The sequence below is a fragment of the Paraburkholderia panacisoli genome, assembly GCF_008369935.1.
GTDB classification, from domain to species: domain Bacteria; phylum Pseudomonadota; class Gammaproteobacteria; order Burkholderiales; family Burkholderiaceae; genus Paraburkholderia; species Paraburkholderia panacisoli.
On record NZ_VTUZ01000012.1, the window covers coordinates 71,329 to 92,225 of the forward strand.

Annotated in this window: 15 protein-coding genes; 9 read left to right on the forward strand and 6 right to left on the reverse strand. The window is 65.5% G+C overall.

The features are described 5' to 3' along the window. Positions 1-25 precede the first annotated feature (25 nt). Positions 26-1,195 (forward strand): GNAT family N-acetyltransferase, encoded by a 1,170-nt coding sequence (locus tag FVF58_RS19375; RefSeq protein WP_149671492.1) that lies wholly within the window; start codon positions 26-28, stop codon positions 1,193-1,195. Between the two features lie 9 nt (positions 1,196-1,204). After that, positions 1,205-1,525, forward strand: coding sequence for a GIY-YIG nuclease family protein (locus FVF58_RS19380; protein WP_149671493.1), 321 nt, complete (start codon positions 1,205-1,207; stop codon positions 1,523-1,525). 22 nt (positions 1,526-1,547) lie between these two features. Here the strand turns inward: FVF58_RS19380 and FVF58_RS19385 are convergent, their stop codons facing one another. Next, positions 1,548-3,641: an FUSC family protein gene (locus tag FVF58_RS19385; protein WP_149671494.1), complete on the reverse strand. Its 2,094-nt coding sequence runs from the start codon at positions 3,639-3,641 to the stop codon at positions 1,548-1,550. A gap of 319 nt (positions 3,642-3,960) precedes the next feature. After that, the gene (gene ppa / locus FVF58_RS19390) at positions 3,961-4,488 is read right to left on the reverse strand and encodes an inorganic diphosphatase (protein WP_149671495.1); all 528 of its coding nucleotides are present in this window, start codon (positions 4,486-4,488) and stop codon (positions 3,961-3,963) included. Between the two features lie 219 nt (positions 4,489-4,707). Between ppa and FVF58_RS19395 the strand changes: the two genes are divergently transcribed. From FVF58_RS19395 to FVF58_RS19410, 4 genes are all read left to right on the forward strand, one after another. Beyond that, positions 4,708-6,147 (forward strand): aldehyde dehydrogenase family protein, encoded by a 1,440-nt coding sequence (locus FVF58_RS19395; RefSeq protein WP_149671496.1) that lies wholly within the window; start codon positions 4,708-4,710, stop codon positions 6,145-6,147. A 59-nt stretch (positions 6,148-6,206) separates the two neighbouring features. Next, complete coding sequence (locus FVF58_RS19400; protein ID WP_149671497.1) at positions 6,207-6,965, forward strand: SDR family oxidoreductase; 759 nt, start codon at positions 6,207-6,209, stop codon at positions 6,963-6,965. Between the two features lie 148 nt (positions 6,966-7,113). Next, positions 7,114-8,433, forward strand: coding sequence for an MFS transporter (locus FVF58_RS19405; RefSeq protein ID WP_149671498.1), 1,320 nt, complete (start codon positions 7,114-7,116; stop codon positions 8,431-8,433). 278 nt (positions 8,434-8,711) lie between these two features. Then, positions 8,712-9,293 (forward strand): hypothetical protein, encoded by a 582-nt coding sequence (locus tag FVF58_RS19410; protein ID WP_246217118.1) that lies wholly within the window; start codon positions 8,712-8,714, stop codon positions 9,291-9,293. Positions 9,294-9,383: 90 nt separating this feature from the next. Here the strand turns inward: FVF58_RS19410 and FVF58_RS19415 are convergent, their stop codons facing one another. The 3 genes from FVF58_RS19415 to hemC are packed head-to-tail and all read right to left on the reverse strand — an operon-like array spanning position 9,384 to position 13,614. Further along, complete coding sequence (locus tag FVF58_RS19415; RefSeq protein WP_149671499.1) at positions 9,384-10,574, reverse strand: heme biosynthesis protein HemY; 1,191 nt, start codon at positions 10,572-10,574, stop codon at positions 9,384-9,386. A gap of 2 nt (positions 10,575-10,576) precedes the next feature. Then, on the reverse strand, positions 10,577-12,595 hold the full coding sequence (gene hemDX, locus FVF58_RS19420) for a fused uroporphyrinogen-III synthase HemD/membrane protein HemX (protein ID WP_149671500.1): 2,019 nt from the start codon (positions 12,593-12,595) through the stop codon (positions 10,577-10,579). Further along, entirely contained in the window at positions 12,595-13,614 is a 1,020-nt protein-coding gene (gene hemC / locus FVF58_RS19425) for a hydroxymethylbilane synthase (protein WP_149671501.1), read from the reverse strand. The genes hemDX and hemC overlap by 1 nt, the downstream gene beginning before the upstream one ends. A 404-nt stretch (positions 13,615-14,018) precedes the next feature. On the opposite strand from hemC, the gene ppc reads away from it, so the two are divergent. Then, positions 14,019-17,219, forward strand: a complete 3,201-nt coding sequence (gene ppc / locus FVF58_RS19430) for a phosphoenolpyruvate carboxylase (RefSeq protein ID WP_149671502.1) — start codon at positions 14,019-14,021, stop codon at positions 17,217-17,219. 158 nt (positions 17,220-17,377) lie between these two features. On the opposite strand, the gene FVF58_RS19435 is transcribed toward ppc, so the two are convergent. Further along, positions 17,378-18,130, reverse strand: coding sequence for a class I SAM-dependent methyltransferase (locus FVF58_RS19435; RefSeq protein WP_149671503.1), 753 nt, complete (start codon positions 18,128-18,130; stop codon positions 17,378-17,380). Positions 18,131-18,284: 154 nt separating this feature from the next. Here FVF58_RS19435 and FVF58_RS19440 point away from each other — a divergent pair, with 154 nt between their 5' ends. Together FVF58_RS19440 and argH are read left to right on the forward strand one after the other, a co-directional pair. After that, positions 18,285-19,097 (forward strand): helix-turn-helix transcriptional regulator, encoded by an 813-nt coding sequence (locus FVF58_RS19440; protein ID WP_149671504.1) that lies wholly within the window; start codon positions 18,285-18,287, stop codon positions 19,095-19,097. 154 nt (positions 19,098-19,251) lie between these two features. Continuing rightward, positions 19,252-20,658 carry an argininosuccinate lyase gene (argH, locus tag FVF58_RS19445; protein ID WP_149671505.1) on the forward strand — a complete coding sequence of 469 codons (1,407 nt, stop codon included), beginning with the start codon at positions 19,252-19,254 and terminating at the stop codon, positions 20,656-20,658. Positions 20,659-20,897 lie beyond the last annotated feature (239 nt).

The window sequence follows — 20,897 nt, forward strand, 5'->3', positions numbered from 1 at the left end:
CGCTCATTGGAAACAGTCACACAGATTGAACCAGGAACGCTTTGATTATCGCACGGGCATTCTGGCATCGCCCTCCGAGGTGGACGCCGCCGAATGGAATGCCCTACTCGCGCAGCAGGCGCAACCCACGCCGTTTCTACGGCACGAGTTTCTGAGCGCACTGCATGCGACCCGCTGCGCGGTCGCCGATACCGGCTGGGCGCCGCAATTCGTCACGCTCGCCGACCCGCGCACGGGCAAGCTCGCGGCGGCCGCGCCGGTGTATCTGAAGGGGCACTCGTACGGCGAGTACGTGTTCGACTGGGCATGGGCCGATGCGTACAAGCGCAACGGCTTGCCGTATTACCCGAAGCTGTTGTGCGCGGTGCCCTTCACGCCGGTGCAGGGCAACCGGCTGCTGTCGGCGGACACGCATGCGTTGCGGCATCTGGCGGCCACGCTGATGGCGTTCGCCGAGCAGGCCGACGTGTCCTCGCTGCACGTGCTATTCCCGACCGAAACGGAAGCGGACGCGCTCACCGACATGGGCATGATGCAGCGTGAAGGCGTGCAGTTTCACTGGCTGAACGACGGCTATCGCGACTTCGACGATTTCCTCTCCACGCTCGAACAGAAGAAGCGCAAGAACATTCGCGCCGAGCGCCGCAAGGTCCGCGAAGCCGGCGTGACGATGCGCAGAATTCGCGGCGAGGATATCCAGGACGCCGACTGGCGTTTCTTCACAAAGTGTTATCGGCAGACCTATCGCGAGCACTTTTCGAGTCCGTATCTGAACCTCGATTTCTTTCGGATGATCGGTGCGTCGATGCCGGAGAATCTGCTGCTTGTGATCGCCGAATACGAAGGCAAGCCGATCGCGAGTTCGCTGGTGGTGTATCAGCGCGATGCGAACACCGGCGGCACGTTGTACGGCCGCTACTGGGGCGCGTTGGAACACGTGCCATGTCTGCATTTCGAAACCGCGTATTACCAGCCGCTCGAATTCTGCATCGAGGAGAAGCTCGGCGCGTTCGAAGGCGGCGCGCAAGGCGAGCACAAGATGGCGCGCGGCTTTTTGCCCACGGTGACGCGTTCCGCGCATTGGCTCGCGCATCCGGCCTTCGCCGACGCGGTCGGCCATTTTCTCGACAACGAAAAGAACAGCATCCACGCATACGTGGACGAGCTGCGCGAACACAATCCATTCAAAGGCTGAAGCGCGTTCATGGCGTGGTTTCTCTATCTGCTCGAATGCTCGGACGGCAGCGTCTATACCGGCATCGCCGTCGACGTGCAGGCGCGTTTCGACAAACACGTGAGCGGTGCGGGCGCGCGTTATACGCGTTCGCGCAAACCGGTGCGGGTGCTGGCGTCGTTCGAGCTGGCGGACCGGTCGAGCGCGTCGCGTGCGGAGTATTGGGTCAAGCGCTTGCCAGCGGTTGATAAACGGGCGCTTGCGGCGGGGTTGCGCGAGCTGGAGTCGGTGTTGCCGGTCGATGAGCCGCCTGCGGTTGATGAGCCGCACGACGAGACCGGGGCTTCGTGACGGACTCACCGCCACGTACGCCCTACCCCCTCGCCTCCCGCATCCTCTCGCTCAGCAAGCGATGCATCCGCGCCAACTCGCCCACCGCGTCGGCCTCCAGTGACGTGAGCCCCTCGCGTGCCGGAAGCTCGTGCCGGATCGGCCGCGACTTCCGGTCCAACGCCGCGTCGATATCGGCGCTCACCAGTTCGACCCATGCGCCGAGTTCGTCGTGCCTCTCGCGCCGGTTCGTACTCAGGCGCAACTGTGTCGCGGTCCCTGCCATTCTGCGCAACAGGCTCTGCACCGTGAGCGTCACAGTGTCGGCCATCGAGTCCTCCAGTTTTTCGAGGCGCATCCGGCCGAAGGCCTCCTCGGCGTTATTGCTGCCGAGACCCGCGGCGCGGCGCAAGCGCTCCATGTCCTTTTCGCTGCGACGGGGCGACTCCAACGCCGCGCTCAGATACGCGATGTTCGCGCGCACCGCGTCGCTCAGATAAGCGCGGTGGTCGACCTTTTCGCGCGTCGGCCATAGATAGAACGTGGCGAGCAGCGCCAGCACGCAGCCGAGCACGTTGTTGCCGAGCCGCGTGAGCGCGAACGCGAATTCGTTGGCGCCCGGCGTCGCGAAGTCGGCGACCAGCACGAAGGTCGGCGTCAGGAACAGCACGAAGAGGCTGTAGCTGACGGGCCGCAGCGCCATCGTCGCCAGCACCAGCGGAAAGACCGCGAGCGAAATGCCGAGCGGCGAATGAATCGCGTAGCCGATCGCCACCGCCAGCACCCCGCCGACAATGCTGCCCGCCGCGCGCTCGATGCTGCGCGGCCACGTCGCGGCAATCGACGGCTGCAGGATCAGCAGCGTCGCCATGGTCGCCCAGTAGCCGAACGGCAACCCCAGCGCGCGAATCACCAGAAAGCCCGCCGTGGTCGTCACACCGACCCGCGCCGCGTGGCGCAAGCCGACCGACTGGCTCGACAGGTTGGCCTTGAACGTCGCCCAGGTGCGCGCCGCCAGACGGGCCGCGCTGTCGGTCCACCGTTCGGGCTGTGTAGAGAGAGGCGCAAAATCGACCAGTTCGAAGTCGGACTTCAGCTTCACGGGTTCCATCAACGCGCTTTCGAGCCGCCGCGCGAGACGCTGCAAGCGCAACTGCAAATCCGCGAGACGCTCCCACCGCGCGTCGCCCGCCGCGGCGCCGATGCCGCGCAGCACCTCGCCGATCGCGCCCAGCAAGCGGGCCGCGCGCTTCGCGCGCCATGCGTCGTCGGGGGCTTTTGCGCTCGCGCCGGACACGGCGATCAGATACGCGAACAACGCCTCGCCGTCGGTCAGCAAGCCGAGCAGCGTGTCGTAAGTCTGCCTGCCGCCGGCTCGCGACGCGGGCACGCTGGCCAGCGCCTGGCGCGAGCGCTCCAGCGCGGCGCGCGCATCGGCGCGAAATTTCGCGGCATGCGTGGCCCACTCGCGCGAGCCAGCGCGATGTTCGAGCAGACGGGCGCTATCCAGCGCGATGTCGGCGAGCCGCAAGTACACGCCGCGCAACGTCGCGCGGCTCGCACCGAACGGATGAATGCGCCACACGCTCAGACTCAGCGCGGTCGCAAACAGGCAGCCGACCAGGTAGACGCCGAGAAACGCGAAGCCGGCGCGCGCATCGTGCATCGGCCGGTCGACCATCACCACGCAGGCGGTGGCCGCGAGAATCGTCACTTGCGAGGTGGCTGCGCCCCAGACGCGGCCAAACGCGCCGAGCGTCGTGAACGCGAGCAGCGCCAGCGCCGCGAAGCCGGTGCCGGCGCCGGATGCGAACGAGGTCAGGCCGCCGCAGAGCGTCGACAGCAACGTGAAGCCCATCATCGACGCGAAGCGCGCCCGGTTGGAACCGGCGGCGTCGGCGAGACAGGTCCAGAAGGCGCCGATCGCGGCCCACGCGAATATCGGGTCGTGCAGCAGGTTGCCCACCGCCAGCATCGCCGTGGATGCGCACGCCGCCCGCAAGCCTTCCGAGAGGCTGGCCTCGCTCGCCGCGAACGACACCATCCAGACCGGCCGCTTGCGATAGATCGCGGTGACGACCGCGTAGAGGCGGCTCGACCTGCGCGATGACGACGGGGGCGACTTGCGATTCATCATCCGGACGGTGTGCTCCTGGAAACGCGCGCATTGAACGCGCATGGGGCGCGAGGTCCGCGCTTCGATTCGGCTCGCGTGGCGGCTGCGAGCATCAGGCAGCAAATAATAAGGGTTTACACCTAAATATAAAAATGCCTTCGCTTCATCCATGTCATGCACGGCGCGAATAGCCGCAGAACTGCGCAGGCTCGCGGCCTGGCTCTCAAGCACAACAGTACGCGAACGCCTTGCAACCCCCATGAAAAAACCGCGCGGCCCTTGCGGGCTCGCGCGGTTCTGTTGAGGCAGCCGGCTTTTCAAGCAGCGGCGTGACGCCCGCTTACTTCTTGTAGTTCGCGACGCCTTCGCTGATTTCCTTGTGCGCGGCTTCGATGCCCGCCCAGCCGTCGACCTTCACCCACTTGCCCTTCTCCAGCGCCTTGTATTGCTCGAAGAAGTGCTTGATCTGGTCTTTCAGGTAAGCCGGGACGTCGTCGATCGACTTGAGGTCGGCGGTCATCGGGCAGATCTTGTCGTGCGCGACGGCGATCAGCTTCGCATCCACGCCCGATTCGTCGGTCATCTGCAGCATGCCGAGCGCGCGGGCGCGCACCACCGAGCCTGCCAGCAGCGGGAACGGCGTGATCACCAGCACGTCGACCGGGTCGCCGTCGCCCGACAGGGTTTGCGGGATGAAGCCGTAGTTGGCCGGATAGCGCATGCCGGTACCGATGAAACGGTCGACGACGAGCAGGCCCAGGTCCTTGTCGGCTTCGTACTTTACCGGTTCGCTTTGCGCCGGGATTTCGATGATGACGTTGAAATCTTGCGGAAGGTCTTTGCCTGCGGGGACGTGATTGAAGCTCATGAGCGCTCTCTGATCAGGATGGAAGTCTGGACACGGCGTACGGCGCGCAAGCTCGGGCGGCTTGGCGGCCGGACAGTGCGGAATGCGCCATTATAGCCAATCGGCCGATGGCACCCGCGCCGCTATCGGCGCGATAATCGTCGGACGTCTCTCGATTATGCCTCTCGTTTGTGAACACCGCGTCGTCAGACCGGCGGCGCGCAACATCAAGGAGCATGCATGGAAGAAGCACGACACTTCATCGGCGGCGAGTGGTCCGCGGCATCCGGCGGCGACACGATCGCCGTGCTCGATCCGTCGGACGGCCAGCCGTTCACCCGCCTGGCGCGCGGCACCGAGGCCGATATCGACGCCGCCGTGCACGCCGCGCGCCGCGCGTTCGAAGGCACATGGGGCGCGGCGAGCGCGGCCGAACGCGGCCGCGTGCTGTACCGGCTGTCGATGCTGGTCGCCGCCCGCCAGGAAGAACTGGCGCAGCTCGAAGCGCGCGACACCGGCAAGCCGCTCAAGCAGGCGCGCGGCGATGCCGCCGCCCTTGCCCGCTATTTCGAGTTCTATGCCGGCGCGGCCGACAAGCTGCACGGCGAGACGCTGCCTTATCAAAGCGCCTACACGGTGCTGACGATTCGCGAGCCGCACGGCGTGACCGGCCACATCGTGCCGTGGAACTATCCAATGCAGATCTTCGGCCGCAGCGTGGGCGCGGCGCTCGCCACCGGCAACGCGTGTGTCGTCAAACCCGCCGAGGATGCATGTCTGTCAGTGCTGCGGGTTGCCGAACTGGCCGCCGAGGCGGGCTTGCCGGCCGGCGCGCTGAACATCGTCACCGGCTACGGACACGAAGCCGGCGCGGCGCTCGCACGACATCCCGGCATCGACCACATTTCGTTCACCGGGTCACCGGAAACCGGCAAGCTGGTCACGCAGATGGCCGCCGAAAACCACGTGCCGGTCACGCTGGAGCTAGGCGGCAAGTCGCCGCAAATCGTCTTCGCTGACGCCGACCTCGACGCGGCGCTGCCGGTGCTGGTCTCGGCGATCGTGCAGAACGCCGGGCAAACCTGTTCGGCGGGCAGCCGCGTGCTGATCGACCACGCCATTTACGAACCCCTGCTCGATCGGCTGAGCGGCGCGTTCAACGCGCTGCGCGTCGGCCCTGCCCATGCCGACCTCGACTGCGGGCCGCTCATCAACGCGAAGCAGCAGCAACGCGTGTGGGACTTCCTCTCCGACGCTCAGCACGACGGCATCGCGATGGCGGCGCACGGAGAAGTGATTCCCGAGGCACCGGAAAGCGGCTTCTATCAGGCACCTACCCTCCTGCGCGACGTGCCCGCGAGCCACCGCCTCGCGCGCGACGAAGTGTTCGGCCCGGTGCTCGCCGCAATGTCCTTCCTCGACGAGGACGAAGCGCTAGCGCTCGCCAACGGCACGCAGTACGGCCTCGTGGCCGGCATCTGGACACGCGACGGCGCGCGGCAGATGCGGCTCGCGCGGCGGCTGCGCTCCGGCCAGGTGTTCATCAACAACTATGGCGCGGGCGGCGGCGTCGAATTGCCGTTCGGCGGCGTCAAGCATTCGGGTCATGGTCGCGAAAAGGGATTTGAGGCGCTGTACGGCTTCACCGTGCTGAAGACCATCGCGATCCGGCACGGCTAGCGGGCATCCAGGTTCAATGCAGCCACGCAATACATTCCACAACAAGCAACGGAGACATCATGCGGTTGACAGGTAAAACGGCCATCGTCACGGGCGGAGGCTCGGGTTTCGGTGAAGGCATCGCGAAGACTTACGCGCGCGAAGGCGCAAACGTGGTGGTCAACGATCTGAACGGCGCGGCCGCCGAGCGCGTCGCGAGCGAAATCGCGCTGGCCGGCGGCAAGGCCATCGCGGTGCCCGGCAACGTCGCGCAGCGCGAGGACTGGCGCCGACTGCGCGAGGCGGCGCTCGAAGACTTCGGCAGCGTGCAGATCGTCGTCAACAATGCGGGCACCACGCATCGCAACAAGCCGGTGCTCGAAGTGACCGAAGCCGAGTTCGACCGCGTCTACGCGGTCAACGTCAAAAGCATCTACTGGAGCGTGCAGGAGTTCGTGCCATATTTCCGCGAGCAAGGCGGCGGCTCGTTCGTCAATATCGCGTCGACGGCGGGTGTGCGGCCGAGGCCGGGGCTCGTTTGGTACAACGGCAGCAAGGGTGCGGTGATTATCGCGAGCAAGTCGCTTGCTGTCGAACTCGGCCCGGACCGGATTCGTGTGAACTGCGTTAATCCGGTGATCGGCGAAACGGCGCTGCTCTCCGAGTTCATGGGCGTCGAGGATACGCCGCAAAACCGCCAGCGTTTTCTTGCCGGCATTCCGCTCGGACGCTTCTCGACGCCGCAGGACATCGCCAACGCCGCGCTTTATCTGGCTTCCGATGAAGCGGAGTTCATCACCGGGGTGTGCCTGGAAGTGGATGGCGGGCGCTGCGTGTAACGGCGCACCGGCATGCGCGGGCCGTCAATGCGCGGCCCGCGCCACAGTCAGTGTTTTCCCCCGGTATTCATTCGTCATGCAAACCACCCGGCACGGCTAGAATCGCTCGACAGCGCTACGTCAATTCCACAAGAAAAGAGGAGACACCATGGCTAGTCCCGCAGATCCGCTCCACCATCCCGGCGCGGGTGCGCCGCCTTCCACCTTCGAAGAGGCGACCTACCGCAAGGTCACCTGGCGGCTCGCGCCGCTCCTGATGCTCTGCTACGTGGTCGCGTATCTGGACCGCGTGAACGTCGGCTTCGCGAAGTTGCAGATGAGCAGCGACCTCGGCCTGAGCGATGCGGTTTACGGCTTCGGCGCGGGGATTTTCTTCGTCGGCTATTTCATCTTCGAAATTCCGAGCAACGTGATCCTGCATAAGGTGGGCGCGCGCGTTTGGATCGCGCGGATCATGGTGTCGTGGGGCATCATCTCGATGCTCACCATGTTCGTCACCACGCCGACCATGTTCTACGTGATGCGCTTTCTGCTCGGCCTCGCCGAAGCGGGGTTCTTCCCCGGCATCATCCTTTATCTCACTTACTGGTATCCGGCGCACCGGCGCGGGCGCATGACCACCTGGTTCATGACGGCGATCGCGCTGTCGGGGGTGATCGGCGGGCCGGTGTCGGGTTATATCCTGAAAAGCTTCAACGGGGTGAACGGCTGGCATGGCTGGCAGTGGCTGTTTCTGCTCGAAGGGGTTCCGTCGGTGATCGTCGGGGTCATGGTGTTCGCGATGCTGGATGATCGCATCTCGAAGGCCAAATGGCTGACGAAGGAAGAGCAGCAATTGCTCGAGCGTCATGTGTCGGCGGAAGAAGCGACCAAGCATGACATGCCGATTCGTCAGGTGCTCACGAATGGGCGTGTGTTGATGTTCAGCTTCACGTACTTTTCGTTCGTGATGGGCTTGTATGGGGTGAGCTTCTGGCTGCCGACGATCATCAAAGCGACCGGCGTGACCGATGCGTTCATGATCGGGCTATTGTCCGCGATTCCGTTTGCGGCGGCGGTGGTGGCGATGGTGCTGGTCGCGCGTAGTGCTGACCGGCAGCGCGAGCGGCGGTGGCATATTGCGTTGCCGGCGTTTGCGGGGGCGGTAGGGCTCGTGCTCTCGGTCGTGTGGGCGCACAACACGGTGCTGGCGATGGCGTCGCTTACGCTCGCGACGATGGGCATCCTCACTACCCTGCCGCTGTTCTGGAGTTTGCCTACGGCGATTCTCGCCGGCACGGGCGCGGCTGCCGGGATCGCGATGATCAATTCGATCGGCAATCTGGCGGGCTTTCTCAGCCCGTACGCGGTGGGCTGGCTCAAGCAGGCAACCGCGGCGAACGATTCCGGCATGTACATGCTGGCCGCGTTCATGGTGCTGGGCAGTTTGCTCGCGATCAGCGTGCCCGCGAAGATGGTTAATAAGTGAGGGGGTGAGGCGAAGTCCTTGCGGTGCTCTGCCACAGGGGACTTCGCGTTAGGTCGCGGTCGTGTTAAATGCTGCGACGACTGTGGTGACGTCGAACTTCGCATTAGCACTCAACTGCGGAGCGCTTGCCGAAAAACTAGCGCCGTTAGGCGCGCTTCGCTTCACAACACACGCTTCCAATAAGCACCGTCACCCCGCAGCATTTTGGTGGGGTGACGCAGAAAGTTAAAATTCCGACGGTCGTGCCGTGCCGTAAAAGTTGAACAAGGGCGGTCGCGATGCCCTGTTCATTAGCGTTTTGGAGTACCCGTTTCGCTTGGCACTCCAGCCGCCGCCTTGTCGGTGACCGCAAGCGGCAGATCCATCTGCAGCGACGCAAGCGCGTCGGCATTGAGCGAGGGCCAGTCGACGCACTCCAGTATGAAAAGCTTGCCCTTTCCGCGTTCGATTTATGCGACCGGCAGGTAGGTCAACTGGACACCTTGATCACCCTTGCGTCATCGATAGTTAGAATTCCTGCGATTACGAGCCACGAAAGAAAACGTCGTCAGACGCTTCTCGAATTGCTCGTGGACACGGCCGAGCAGTATCAGCAGGAACTCGAATGCGACCGTGAGCTGTTCCAGGTGATTGCACTCGACGCGAAGAGCATCCCGCGCAGCCGCATCACGGCGCAGCATGCGACGAAGTTGCTGGCTGAAGCATCGCAAAGAGCAAAAGCCCGCATCGACGAAGCAAACGCTTCGCCCCGCAAAAAACCATCCGCGAAATGCGCGATGACGTTGATCCCGATCGCTGCACAGCAACCGGTCACTGCACCACACCAGGCGATCAAATCAGACAGCAGGCAGCACAAATAGAAATGGCCGCAGCACCGGCTGCGGCCATCGAATAGCGATTTCAGAGGCTTAAAGCAGTGCGCCAGAAATCACGCACGCTCCACCAAAACCTCAAACAATATTCATCGCCAACGCACTCTCCCGATAATGCTGGCTAGCCTTATCGCTATCGCCAAGCTGCTCATGCAGCCGCGCCAACGCACGATGCGAGCGAATCCTCAGCGTCTCGTTATCCGCCAGCTTCAGCGCACGTTCAAGGAACGACTGCGCCTTGCCCCACAACTGCTGATGCAGGCACAACCGGCCCAACGCAAACAGCAAATCCGCATCTTCCGGCCGATCCTTCTGCCATGCCTCGGCCTTCTGAATCAGCGGCAACGCATCCCCCGCCGTGGTATCCGGATAACGACGCAACAACCGCGCATCCCAGTTCTGCGCGAGCGCTTCCTCAACGATCTTGCGCGCATCCTGCGGCCGATTCAGCGCGACCAGCAATTCGGCGGCAAGATCCGCAAGACGCGGCGAATGCCGCTCGGTCGTCGACAGCGAACCCCACAGTTCCAGCAAAGCATCGGCGTTATGCCGTCGGTCGCGCAACAGATTCTCCGCCGCCAACTGACGCAGACGCACCGCCACCGCCGGATGAATCGCCTCGCGCTTTTCCAGCGTCTTGACGAGCTTGAGCACTTCGCCCCAGTTCTTCAATTGCTGCTGCGCGCGCAACATGATCTGCTGCGCGTGAATGCGCCGCGCGCCCTGCGATTGCATTTCGGTCAGCGCGGTCAATGCGCCGTCGGCGTCGCGGCCGTCGGCGCGCATGTCGGCGGTCGCCATCAGACGCGCGTCCTGCCAGTCGTTTTGGTCGATCTGCGCGAGCCATTCGTCGCGCCGCGCATATTCATGCATGCGATGCGCGGCGGTGGCGGCGATCAAGCCGGCCGCGCCCTTGTTATCGCCGTTCGAGAGCGCATCCTTGGCGGCTTTTTCCGCGCGCGAGAAACGCCCCGCGTATAGATTGCCGATCGCGTCACGCAGCGCGGCGTGCGCCTTCGCGACCCGCGCGCGCGCCCGGTAAGCGGCCACGCGCTGCGGCATGCGCCAGATATTGCGGATGATGCGCAACAGCGCATAGAGCACGATGAACAACACCACCATCGCGACCACGAACAGATTCAGCGACACGTCGACGCGGTACGGCGGATAGATCAGCAGCACCTGCCCCGTGTCGAAGCGCCCGACCACCGCCAGCATCACCGCGATGGCGAACAGCAACGCAAGCCATAGAAGTCCCCGGATCGCCATGATTAACCTCGGCTCCGGTATTGATTGACGGCTTGCAGGCTGGTGTCCAGATTCGGCAGCGCGACCGCGGCCGAACCCGCGTCCACCTGCTTGACCAGATCGATCACGGTCTGCGTCTGCTTCGACGAGTCGTCGAAATAGCGCGCGAGCGCGGACTGCGCTGCCGTCAGGTCGGACTTCAGCGTGGTCTGATTGCGCGAGAGCAGCGCAAGGCGCGCGGACAGGAGGCGCAGCTTCAGGTTCTGACGCACGAAGTAGCCTTGATCCGGCGTGACCAGCATCGCGTCGGCGTTATCGATCCGGCGCACCTGCACGAGGCTCGTCAACTGCTCGCCGACGCCGGCGGTCACCTCGTGCAGCCACACTTCCCAGCGCGGCTTGCCGGTGGCCGCGGCCACCTTCGCGGTGTCGGCCCACGTAGCCGCTTGCGGCGTGGCATGCGGGATCGGCGCTTCGCCGGAGAGCGGCAGGCTGTCGACGTGATCGATCGCGTTGTCGAGCTTGATCGCCATGCCGGTGAGGTCGGTGGAAGGCGCGGCCTTCAGCTTGTCGATGTCCAGCGCGATGGCCTTGCGCACCGCGACCGCCTGCGGGCTATCCGACGCGGCGAGGCGCGTGTCCGCGCTTTGCAGCGCGAACAGCGCGAGCTGCGTGTTGCCGGTGAGCTGCAACTGCTGGCTCGCCGCCGACAGCATCTGCCCCACTTCGGCGAGCGTCCAGTCGTCACGATTGCGTGCGAGATCCGTGTATTGCTGTTGCAGCGCCTGCTGCGCGGCTTGCGCATCGGCGAGCTTGCCTTCCAGTTGCGCGACCTGCGCATCCGACTGATGCACCGTGGCCAGCGCCTGCTCGGTCTTGATGCGCAGTTCGTTGGTCTGGGTGTCGTTGGCCTGCTGACGTTGCGCGAGTTGCTGCTCGCTGCGCTCCACCTTGCGATTGAGCGCAAAGCCGCCCACGCCCGCCGCACAAGCAATGATCACGACGACAAACCACAGCAGCGGTCCGCTCGCGCTGTGGCGCTTTTGCGCTTCGTACGGCGTGAAGGGGGGATTCGGCGGCAACGCGGTGGTCGCGGCCGGCTGGGGGGAAGCGTTCGTGGATGCGTTCGTTTCTGTCATGCGTGATTTAGCCGGTGAAGAAGCCGGGTTGGACGGTACCGGTTGAACTACGGGCGGAACGGCGGCAAGCAGCGCGCGGACAATGCGTTCGTCGCCCGCGCCGGACACCGTAATCCTATCAAAACCCAATGCCCGAGCGGTCTGCGCGATTCGGGGGTGCGGCGCGACGAGCTGCGCGTGCTTGAGTTGCGCGATCTCGTCGGCGGTCAGATGCTCCTGCGCGAGTTCGTGCAGATTGCGCACGCCTTCGGAACTGGTCAGCAGCCACGCATGCGGCGCGCCGGCGAGCAACGCGTGCACGCGCGCCCAGCCGCCGATGGACGGCTCCGGCACGATGCGCCGATACGCGGCGACCGTTTCGACTTCGGCGCCGGCTTCGCGCAGACGGTCGGCGAGCCATTCGCGCCCGCCGTCGCCGCGCACGATCAGCACGCGCTTGCCTTCGAGATTCGCCTCGCCGAGCGACGCGTCGATGGCCGCGAACAGGCCTTCGGAGTCGAAGCTCGCCGCTTCGTCATCGGCGCCGGACGCCGGGCTGATCACGCGATGCGCCGGCGCGGCGACGCCGTGGCGCGCGAGCGCCTGCACGCTGCCCGGCCCGACCACGCCGATCGGCAACGCATGCGGCCAGATGCCGTCGCGGCGCGCGAACGCTTGATCGATGGCATTCGGCGAAACGAATACGACCAGCGCGTAGCGTTCGAGCGCAGCGAGCGCCGCGCGCAACGGTGCTTCGTCCGCGACGGGCGCGATGTCGATCAGCGGGAAGTCGAGCGTGGCGACGCCGGCGGCGTCGAGTTGCCGGATCAGTTCGCTCGACTGACCGGCCGGTCGTGTAATCACAACCGTGAACGCCGCCTTGCCGGCGGAGAAAGCTGCGTTGCCTGGGATGTCGGCCGCCATCACTCGCCGGTCGCCGCGCTGTCCGCTGCACCGCCTGCGTCCGACCCGGCGGCGGGACCACTGGCGGTGCTGAGCGCGCGCACGATCTCCAGCGCGCCTTGCTGTTCGAGCGCGCTCGCCACTTCCTGGCCGAGCGCAAGCGCGCGTTCGACGGTGGGCGCGGGCGCCGACGCCTGCGCGCTCAGCACGCGCTGACCGTCGGGCGTGGCGACGATGCCACGCAGATGCAGCGCGCCGTCATGCCAGCTTGCATAGGCGGCGAGCGGCACTTCGCAACTGCCGCCGAGCGCGCGCGACACCATGCGCTCCGCTTCGACCGCGGCGGCCGTGTGTTCGTGATGCAGCGGCGCAAGCCATGCGGCGAGGTCGGCGCGATCGGCGCGAATCTCGATGCCGAGCGCGCCCTGGCCGGCGGCGGGCAAGCTGTCTTCCGGATCGAGCAGCGCGCGGATGCGCTCGCCCAGACCCAGGCGCTTCAGCCCGGCGGCGGCAAGGATGATGGCCGCGTAGTCGCCGCGATCGAGTTTCGACAGACGCGTGTCCAGGTTGCCGCGCAACGGCCGCACTTCGAGATGCGGATAACGCATGCGCAACATTGCTTCGCGGCGCAGGCTGGAGGTGCCCACCACCGCGCCGGCCGGCAGTGCGGCGAGCGAGTCGTACTGGTTGGACACCAGCGCGTCGCGCGGATCTTCGCGCTCCATCACCGTGGAAAGCACAAAGCCCGCGGGCAATTCCATCGGCACGTCTTTCAGCGAGTGCACGGCGAGGTCGGCGCGGCCATCGGCCAGCGCGGCTTCCAGTTCTTTGACGAAGAGGCCCTTGCCGCCGACCTTCGACAACGTGCGATCGAGAATTTGATCGCCGCGGGTCGTCATTCCAAGGATTTTTACGTCACAAGATGGATATAATTTGTGCAGCGCACATTGCACATGCTCCGCTTGCCACATCGCCAGGCGGCTTTCTCGCGACGCAATCACAAGCGTGTGGGGTGGCGTGGAATACGTCTCGGTGTTCATTAGCTTGCTGATCGAATGACGGGATGTAATAACAATCAATGTTAGCACGCGCCCTTGTGTCCCAAGGCACAGCGGAGCGCCGTGCCGGCGCGGTATCGATGGAGGAGACGGGCTTCGCGCGGCGCGCGCCTGCCCCATCCCGGCCTGTTCATGCACGGTCGTTCGCGCACCGCGCGCCGGCTTGCGGGATGATGCAATGCGGCGCACCGTACGTCGCCTGCTTGCGTGCATGGTGCGCGCACACTCGGTGCGCTGCGTGCGTTGCGTGCGTGTATGCGGCCCCCTCTCCGGCGTATCGCCATCGGTCCAGACCGTTTCGTGCAGTTCACGTTGCAGTTCATAGTGCAGTTCCGCAGTAGCAGTTCATCACTTAACAGACCCTGGCTTCCCTGAGGAAACCCATCGTGACGTCTTCCGGATCGGCGCGCCCTGCCCGCCGCAACACTGCATCGCCCAACGCTCGCGCGGCCCATGCCGCTGCGCCCTCGGCTTCCGCCGCTACCGACGCTACTACCGATGCCAATACCGGCATCGCAGCCCAGGCCGCGTCGACAGCCGGCAAACGCGCCGGCAAAACCGCGTTGGCTGCCAAAGCCTCCAAGGCCGCGAAGACCTCCACGCCCGTCAAGACGGAAAAAGCGGTAAAGGCAGCAAAGGCGGACAAGCCGGCCAAGGCCGGGTCCACGAAAATCAAGGTGGTTGCATCGAGCGTCGCCGCTGCGCAGGCCGCCACAGTGCCGGAACTACAGGCCGTGTCGGCGGACACACCCATCCCTTCGCCGAAAAACAGCGGCCGCACACGAGAGAACAAGGACCATCCGCTGTTCCAGGACATCCGCTACCTCGGCCGCCTGCTCGGCGACGTGCTGCGCGAGCAGGAAGGCGACGCGGTGTTCGACGTCGTCGAAACGATCCGGCAGACCGCCGTGCGCTTTCGCCGCGAGGACGACAGCGCCGCCGCGCAGACACTCGACAAGAAGCTGCGCTCGCTGAGCCCGGAGCAAACGGTCAGCGTGGTGCGCGCGTTCAGCTACTTCTCGCACCTCGCGAACATTGCCGAAGACCGTCACCGCAATCGCCGTCACCGGATTCACGCGCTGGCCGGCTCGACTTCGCAACCGGGCACCATCGCCCATGCGCTGGAGCGGCTCGTCGAAGCCGGCGCGGCTGCCACGCCGGTGTTGCAGCAGTTCTTCAACGACGCGCTGATCGTGCCGGTGCTGACCGCGCACCCGACCGAAGTGCAGCGCAAGAGCATTCTCGACGCGCAGCATGACGTCGCGCGGCTGCTCGCCGAACGCGACCAGCAATTGACCAACCGCGAACGCGCGCACAACGAAGCGATGCTGCGCGCGCGCGTCACCTCGCTGTGGCAAACGCGGATGCTGCGCGACTCGCGCCTGAGCGTCGCCGATGAAATCGAAAACGCGCTGTCGTACTACCGCACTACCTTCCTCGAGGAAATCCCGGCGCTCTATGCCGACATCGAAGAGGCGCTCAAGGAGCACGGCCTCGAAGCGCGCCTGCCGCCGTTCTTCCAGATGGGCAGCTGGATCGGCGGCGACCGCGACGGCAATCCGAACGTCACCGCCGAGACGCTCGAAAACGCGATCACGCGCCAGGCCGCAGTGATCTTCGAGCATTACATGGAGCAGGTGCACAAGCTCGGCGCGGAATTGTCGGTGTCGAACCTGCTGGCCGGCGCGAGCGACGCGCTCAAGGAACTCGCGGCCGCGTCGCCCGACCAGTCGCCGCATCGCACCGACGAGCCGTACCGGCGCGCGCTGATCGGCATGTACACGCGGCTCGCCGCGAGCGCGCGCGTGCGTCTGGGGGAAGGCAGCGTGCCGGTGCGCAGCGCGGGTCGCGGCGCGGCGCCGGTGCGCGCCAAGCCCTACGGCGACGCCTCCGAGTTCGTGCGCGATCTGCACGTGCTGATCGATTCGCTCGCCGAGCATCACGGCGCGCCGCTCGCCGCACCGCGTCTGTCGCCGCTCGCGCGGGCCGCCGAAGTGTTCGGCTTCCATCTGGCGAGCATCGACCTGCGCCAAAGCTCCGACATCCACGAAGCGGTGATCGCCGAACTGCTCAAGCGCGCGGGCGTCGAGGAAGACTACGCGGCACTTCCCGAAGCGGACAAGCTCGCCGTGCTGCTCGCGGAACTGTCGCAGCCGCGCATGTTGCGCCTGCCGTATGCCGAGTACTCCGAGCTCGTGAAGAGCGAACTCGGTGTGCTCGAAGAGGCGCGCGTCACGCGCGAGAAGTTCGGCGCGCGCGCGGTGCGCAACTACATCATTTCGCACACGGAGACCGTCAGCGATCTGGTCGAAGTGATGCTGCTGCAAAAGGAAACCGGCCTGCTGCGGGGGCGTCTGGGCGATGTGAACGATCCGGCCTACGCGGGCCTGATGGTGATCCCGCTGTTCGAGACGATCCCCGACTTGCGCAACGCGCCGCACATCATGCGCGATCTGATCGCGCTGCCGGGCGTCGACACGCTGATCGAACACCAGGGCAACGAGCAGGAAGTGATGCTCGGCTACTCGGACAGCAACAAGGACGGCGGTTTCCTCACGTCGAACTGGGAGCTGTATCGCGCCGAACTCGCGTTGGTGTCGCTGTTCAACGAGCGCGGCGTGACGCTGCGCCTGTTCCACGGACGCGGCGGCACCGTCGGCCGTGGCGGCGGCCCGACCTATCAGGCGATTCTGTCGCAGCCGCCGGGCACCGTCGACGGCCAGATCCGCCTGACCGAACAAGGCGAAGTAATCGCCAGCAAGTTCGGCAATCCCGACATCGGCCGGCGCAATCTGGAGACGGTGGTGGCCGCGACGCTCGAAGCGTCGCTGTTGCCGCACGGCAATGCGCCCGATCAACTGCCGGTGTTCGAAGAGACGATGCAGCAGTTGTCGGACGCGGCGATGGCCTCGTATCGCGCGCTGGTCTACGAAACGCCGGGCTTCAAGGAATATTTCTTCGAGTCGACGCCGATCTCGGAGATCGCCGAACTGAACATCGGCAGCCGGCCGGCCTCGCGCAAGCTGCAGGACCCGAAGCAACGCAAGATCGAAGATTTGCGCGCGATTCCATGGGGCTTCTCGTGGGGCCAATGCCGGTTGCTGCTGACCGGCTGGTACGGCTTCGGCGCCGCGGTGGCCGCGCATCTCGACAGCGCGCCGAGCGACGCCGAACGCGCGCGCCGTCTCGCGCTGCTGAAGAAAATGCACAAGACCTGGCCGTTCTTCTCGAACCTGCTGTCGAACATGGACATGGTGCTGGCGAAAACCGATCTCGCGGTCGCGTCGCGCTACGCGGCGCTGGTGTCGGACAAGAAGCTGCGCAAGCACGTGTTCGAGCGGATCGTCGCGGAGTGGGAGCGCACGTCGAAGGTGTTGTCGGAGATCACCGGCAAGACCGAACGGCTCGCGGAGAATCCGCTGCTCGCGCGCTCGATCAAGAACCGCTTCCCGTATCTCGATCCGTTGAATCACCTGCAGGTGGAACTGCTCAAGCGTCACCGCGCGGGCGACAGCAACGCGCGTGTGCGGCGCGGGATTCATTTGAGCATCAACGGGATTGCGGCGGGGCTGCGCAATACGGGTTGAGTGATGGGCTGAGTTCGCGCGCTACGGCGTGAACTCAGCCCGGTCGCGCGCCGCGCCGCGCGAAGTCAAAGTCAGAGTCAGAGTCAGAGTCAAAGTCAACGCGGTTCACTGCGGCGGGATGTCGGTTTCGGCATCCCGCCGTTCTGTTTGCGGCTTGCTCAATGCGCGTCGATCATCAGCGCGTCGAGCTTGAACGAGCCGTCTTCCTGCACGTCGAAGTATTGCCGCACTTCATCCGGCGCATGGTCCCACAGCGAGCGGATCGCGACCACGCGCGGTTCCGGCGTGCGCATGCGCGCCACCCACGCACTGAACTCGATGTCGATGCGCCAACGTTCGCGAATCGACGCTTTGAAACCCGCCGCGGCGAACAACGCGATCCACTCGTCGGCGCGGTAGTCGCGGATATGCGAGCCGTCGCGCAACAACTCGACCGCCTGAATGTGCGTGTCGAGCAACGGATGATCGATGCCCGCGATATCGACGAACAGCACCTTGCCGCCCGGCTTCAGCACGCGCCGCACTTCGGCGAGCGCGAGCGGCACGTCGTGCCAGTGGTGCGCGCTCATCCGGCTGATCACCCAGTCGAACGAATCGTCGGCGAACGGCAGCGTTTCGGCCGCACCCTGCTGCGTGCGGATGTTGGCGAGGCCGCGCTCGCGCGACGCGCCGTCGACCGTCGCCAGCATCTGCGGCGCGATGTCATAGGCGACCACCTCTTGCGCATGCGGCGCGACCGCGAAACTGGCGTGGCCCGCGCCGCACCCCATGTCGAGCACCGTCGCGTCCGGCGTCGCCGCGATCGCCTCGGCCAGCATCCGCAGATCGGCGCCGGTTGCATGGGTCTGACTCGTCAAATACGCGGCAGCGGTCGAGCCGAAGGCGTCGGCGACCTGATCGTGATGCTTCATGGGGTGGCTCCGGTTATTGATTGGTGGGTAGCGCTGGAGCGCGTCGTGCTGTTCCAGCCGCTACTGCCGCTACAATAGGGCCCGTCGTGTACCAGTACAAGTTAAGCAATTATTCTGGTATGTCTATTACCACCCCACCCGCGACCCGATCAGAATGACCACGACGTCTTCCGCCGACCACCCGCCGCCGCTCGACGCCACCCCCGCCCGCGCACTCGGCGACTTCATCCGCGCTCACCGCGAACGGCTCTCGCCACAAGCGGTCGGCCTGCCGCCCGGGCCGCGCCGCCGCACGCCCGGCTTGCGGCGCGAGGAAGTCGCGCAGCTGTGCGGCGTGAGCCCGACCTGGTACACGTGGATCGAGCAGGGCCGGCCGGTCTCCGCGTCTGCCGACGCACTGGCGCGGATCGCGGTCGCGCTGCAACTGTCGCGCGCCGAGCGGGCCTATCTGTTCGAGCTGGCCGCGCAGCGCGACCCGGCCGAGCCGGATCCGGCCGCCGCCGACGCGCCCGCCACGCTGCTGGAAACGGTGCAGCTGGTGAGCGCGCCGGCCTACGTGCTCGATCGGCAGTGGAATGCGCTCGCGTGGAACGAGCGCGCGGCCGATCTGTTCGTCGGCTGGCTGGACGGCGCGCACGATCGCAATCTGCTGCGCTACACGTTCACCGAACCGGCTGCGCGCGCGCTGATCGTCGACTGGGAAACGCGGGCGCGGCGCCTCGCCGCCGAATTCCGCGCCGACTCGATCCGCCATCTGAGCGACGCGCCCACCCGCGCGCTGATCGATTCGCTGACGGCCGCGAGCGATGCGTTCGCGCGCTTCTGGGCGTCGCAGGACGTCGGCGGCCGCGAGGGCGGCCGGCGCGAGTTCAATCATCCGCGCGACGGCCACATCGTCTACGACCAGATCACCTTCAAGCCCGCGCATCGCGAAGATCTGAAGCTGGTCGTGCTGGTGCGTGAATAGCGGGCCTCGCCCGCGCCGTCTTGAACGCACGCCGCCGGTGTTAAAATCTCTGTCTTTCTGCGCTTCGGCGGCAGCTTTGCACGGTACTTGACGTGCATTACGCGCCGTCAGCCTCCTCACCGCTCGCTCAACTGCCGCTTAACTGCCCAACACCATGACGTCCCAACTGCACAAAAAAGGCGAAGCCTGGTCGGCTCGCTTCTCGGAGCCGATGTCGGAGCTCGTCAAACGCTACACGTCGTCGGTTTTCTTCGACAAGCGTCTGGCGCTCGTCGATATCGAAGGGTCGCTCGCGCACGCCTCGATGCTGGCCGCGCAGAAGATCATCGCCGCCGACGACCTCGCCGCGATCGAACGCGGCATGGCGCAGATCAAGGGTGAAATCGAGCGAGGCGAGTTCGAGTGGCAACTCGATCTGGAAGACGTCCATCTGAACATCGAAGCGCGCCTGACCGCGCTGATCGGCGACGCCGGCAAGCGCCTGCACACCGGCCGCTCGCGCAACGACCAGGTCGCGACCGACATCCGTCTGTGGCTGCGCGGCGAAATCGACCGGATCGGCGGCCTGCTGACGGATCTGCGCACCGCGCTGCTCGACATGGCGGAACAGAACGCGTCGACCATCATGCCCGGCTTCACGCATCTGCAAGTCGCGCAGCCGGTCACGTTCGGCCATCACCTGCTCGCCTACGTCGAAATGTTTTCGCGCGACGCCGAGCGCATGGTCGATTGCCGCAAGCGCGTGAATCGCCTGCCGCTGGGCGCTGCGGCGCTCGCCGGCACCAGCTATCCGATCGACCGTCTCGCGGTGGCGAAGACGCTCGGCTTCGACGGCATCTGCGCGAACTCGCTCGACGCGGTGTCCGACCGTGACTTCGCGATCGAATTCACGGCGGCGGCGGCGCTCGTGATGACGCACGTGTCGCGCTTCTCCGAAGAGCTCGTGCTGTGGATGAGCCCGCGCGTCGGCTTCATCGATCTGGCCGACCGCTTCTGCACCGGTTCGTCGATCATGCCGCAGAAGAAGAACCCGGACGTGCCCGAACTCGCACGCGGCAAGACCGGTCGTGTGAACGGCCATCTGATCGCGCTGCTGACGCTGATGAAGGGCCAGCCGCTCGCGTACAACAAGGACAATCAGGAAGACAAGGAACCGCTGTTCGATACGGTCGACACCGTCGCCGATACGCTGCGCATCTTCGCTGAGATGGTCGCCGGCATTTCGGTGAAGCCGCAGGCGATGCGCGACGCCGCGCTGCAAGGCTTCTCGACCGCCACCGATCTGGCCGACTACCTGGTCAAGCGCGGCCTGCCGTTCCGCGACGCGCATGAAGCGGTCGCGCTCGCTGTGCGCATCTGCGCGGATCGCGGCTGCGATCTGGCGGACCTGACGCTGGAAGAAATGCGCAGCGAGCTGCCGAACGTCGCGCATCTGATCGGCGAAGACGTGTTCTCGTATCTGACGCTCGAAGGTTCGGTCGCGAGCCGCAACCATCCAGGCGGCACGGCGCCGGAGCAGGTGCTCGCCGCGGTGAAGGCGGCGCGTGCGGCGTTGAAGTAACCAAAGTTGCAAGCGCGGCAAACGCAGTAAAAGCAGCACGCGGCGCGGCAAGTGGTAAGCGTCGCTCAAAGCTTGCATTGCACACGCCAAAGGAAGGCGGACTCGTCAGCGGGTTCGCCTTTTTCATTGACGGACCTGGATAGCGTGCGCACGCAGCGCGCAAAAAAAGAAAGCCCGCACGGAGCGGGCTAAACAAAGACTTCCACCGATGCCTCTCGAAAGAGGCAATCAAAGTTTAG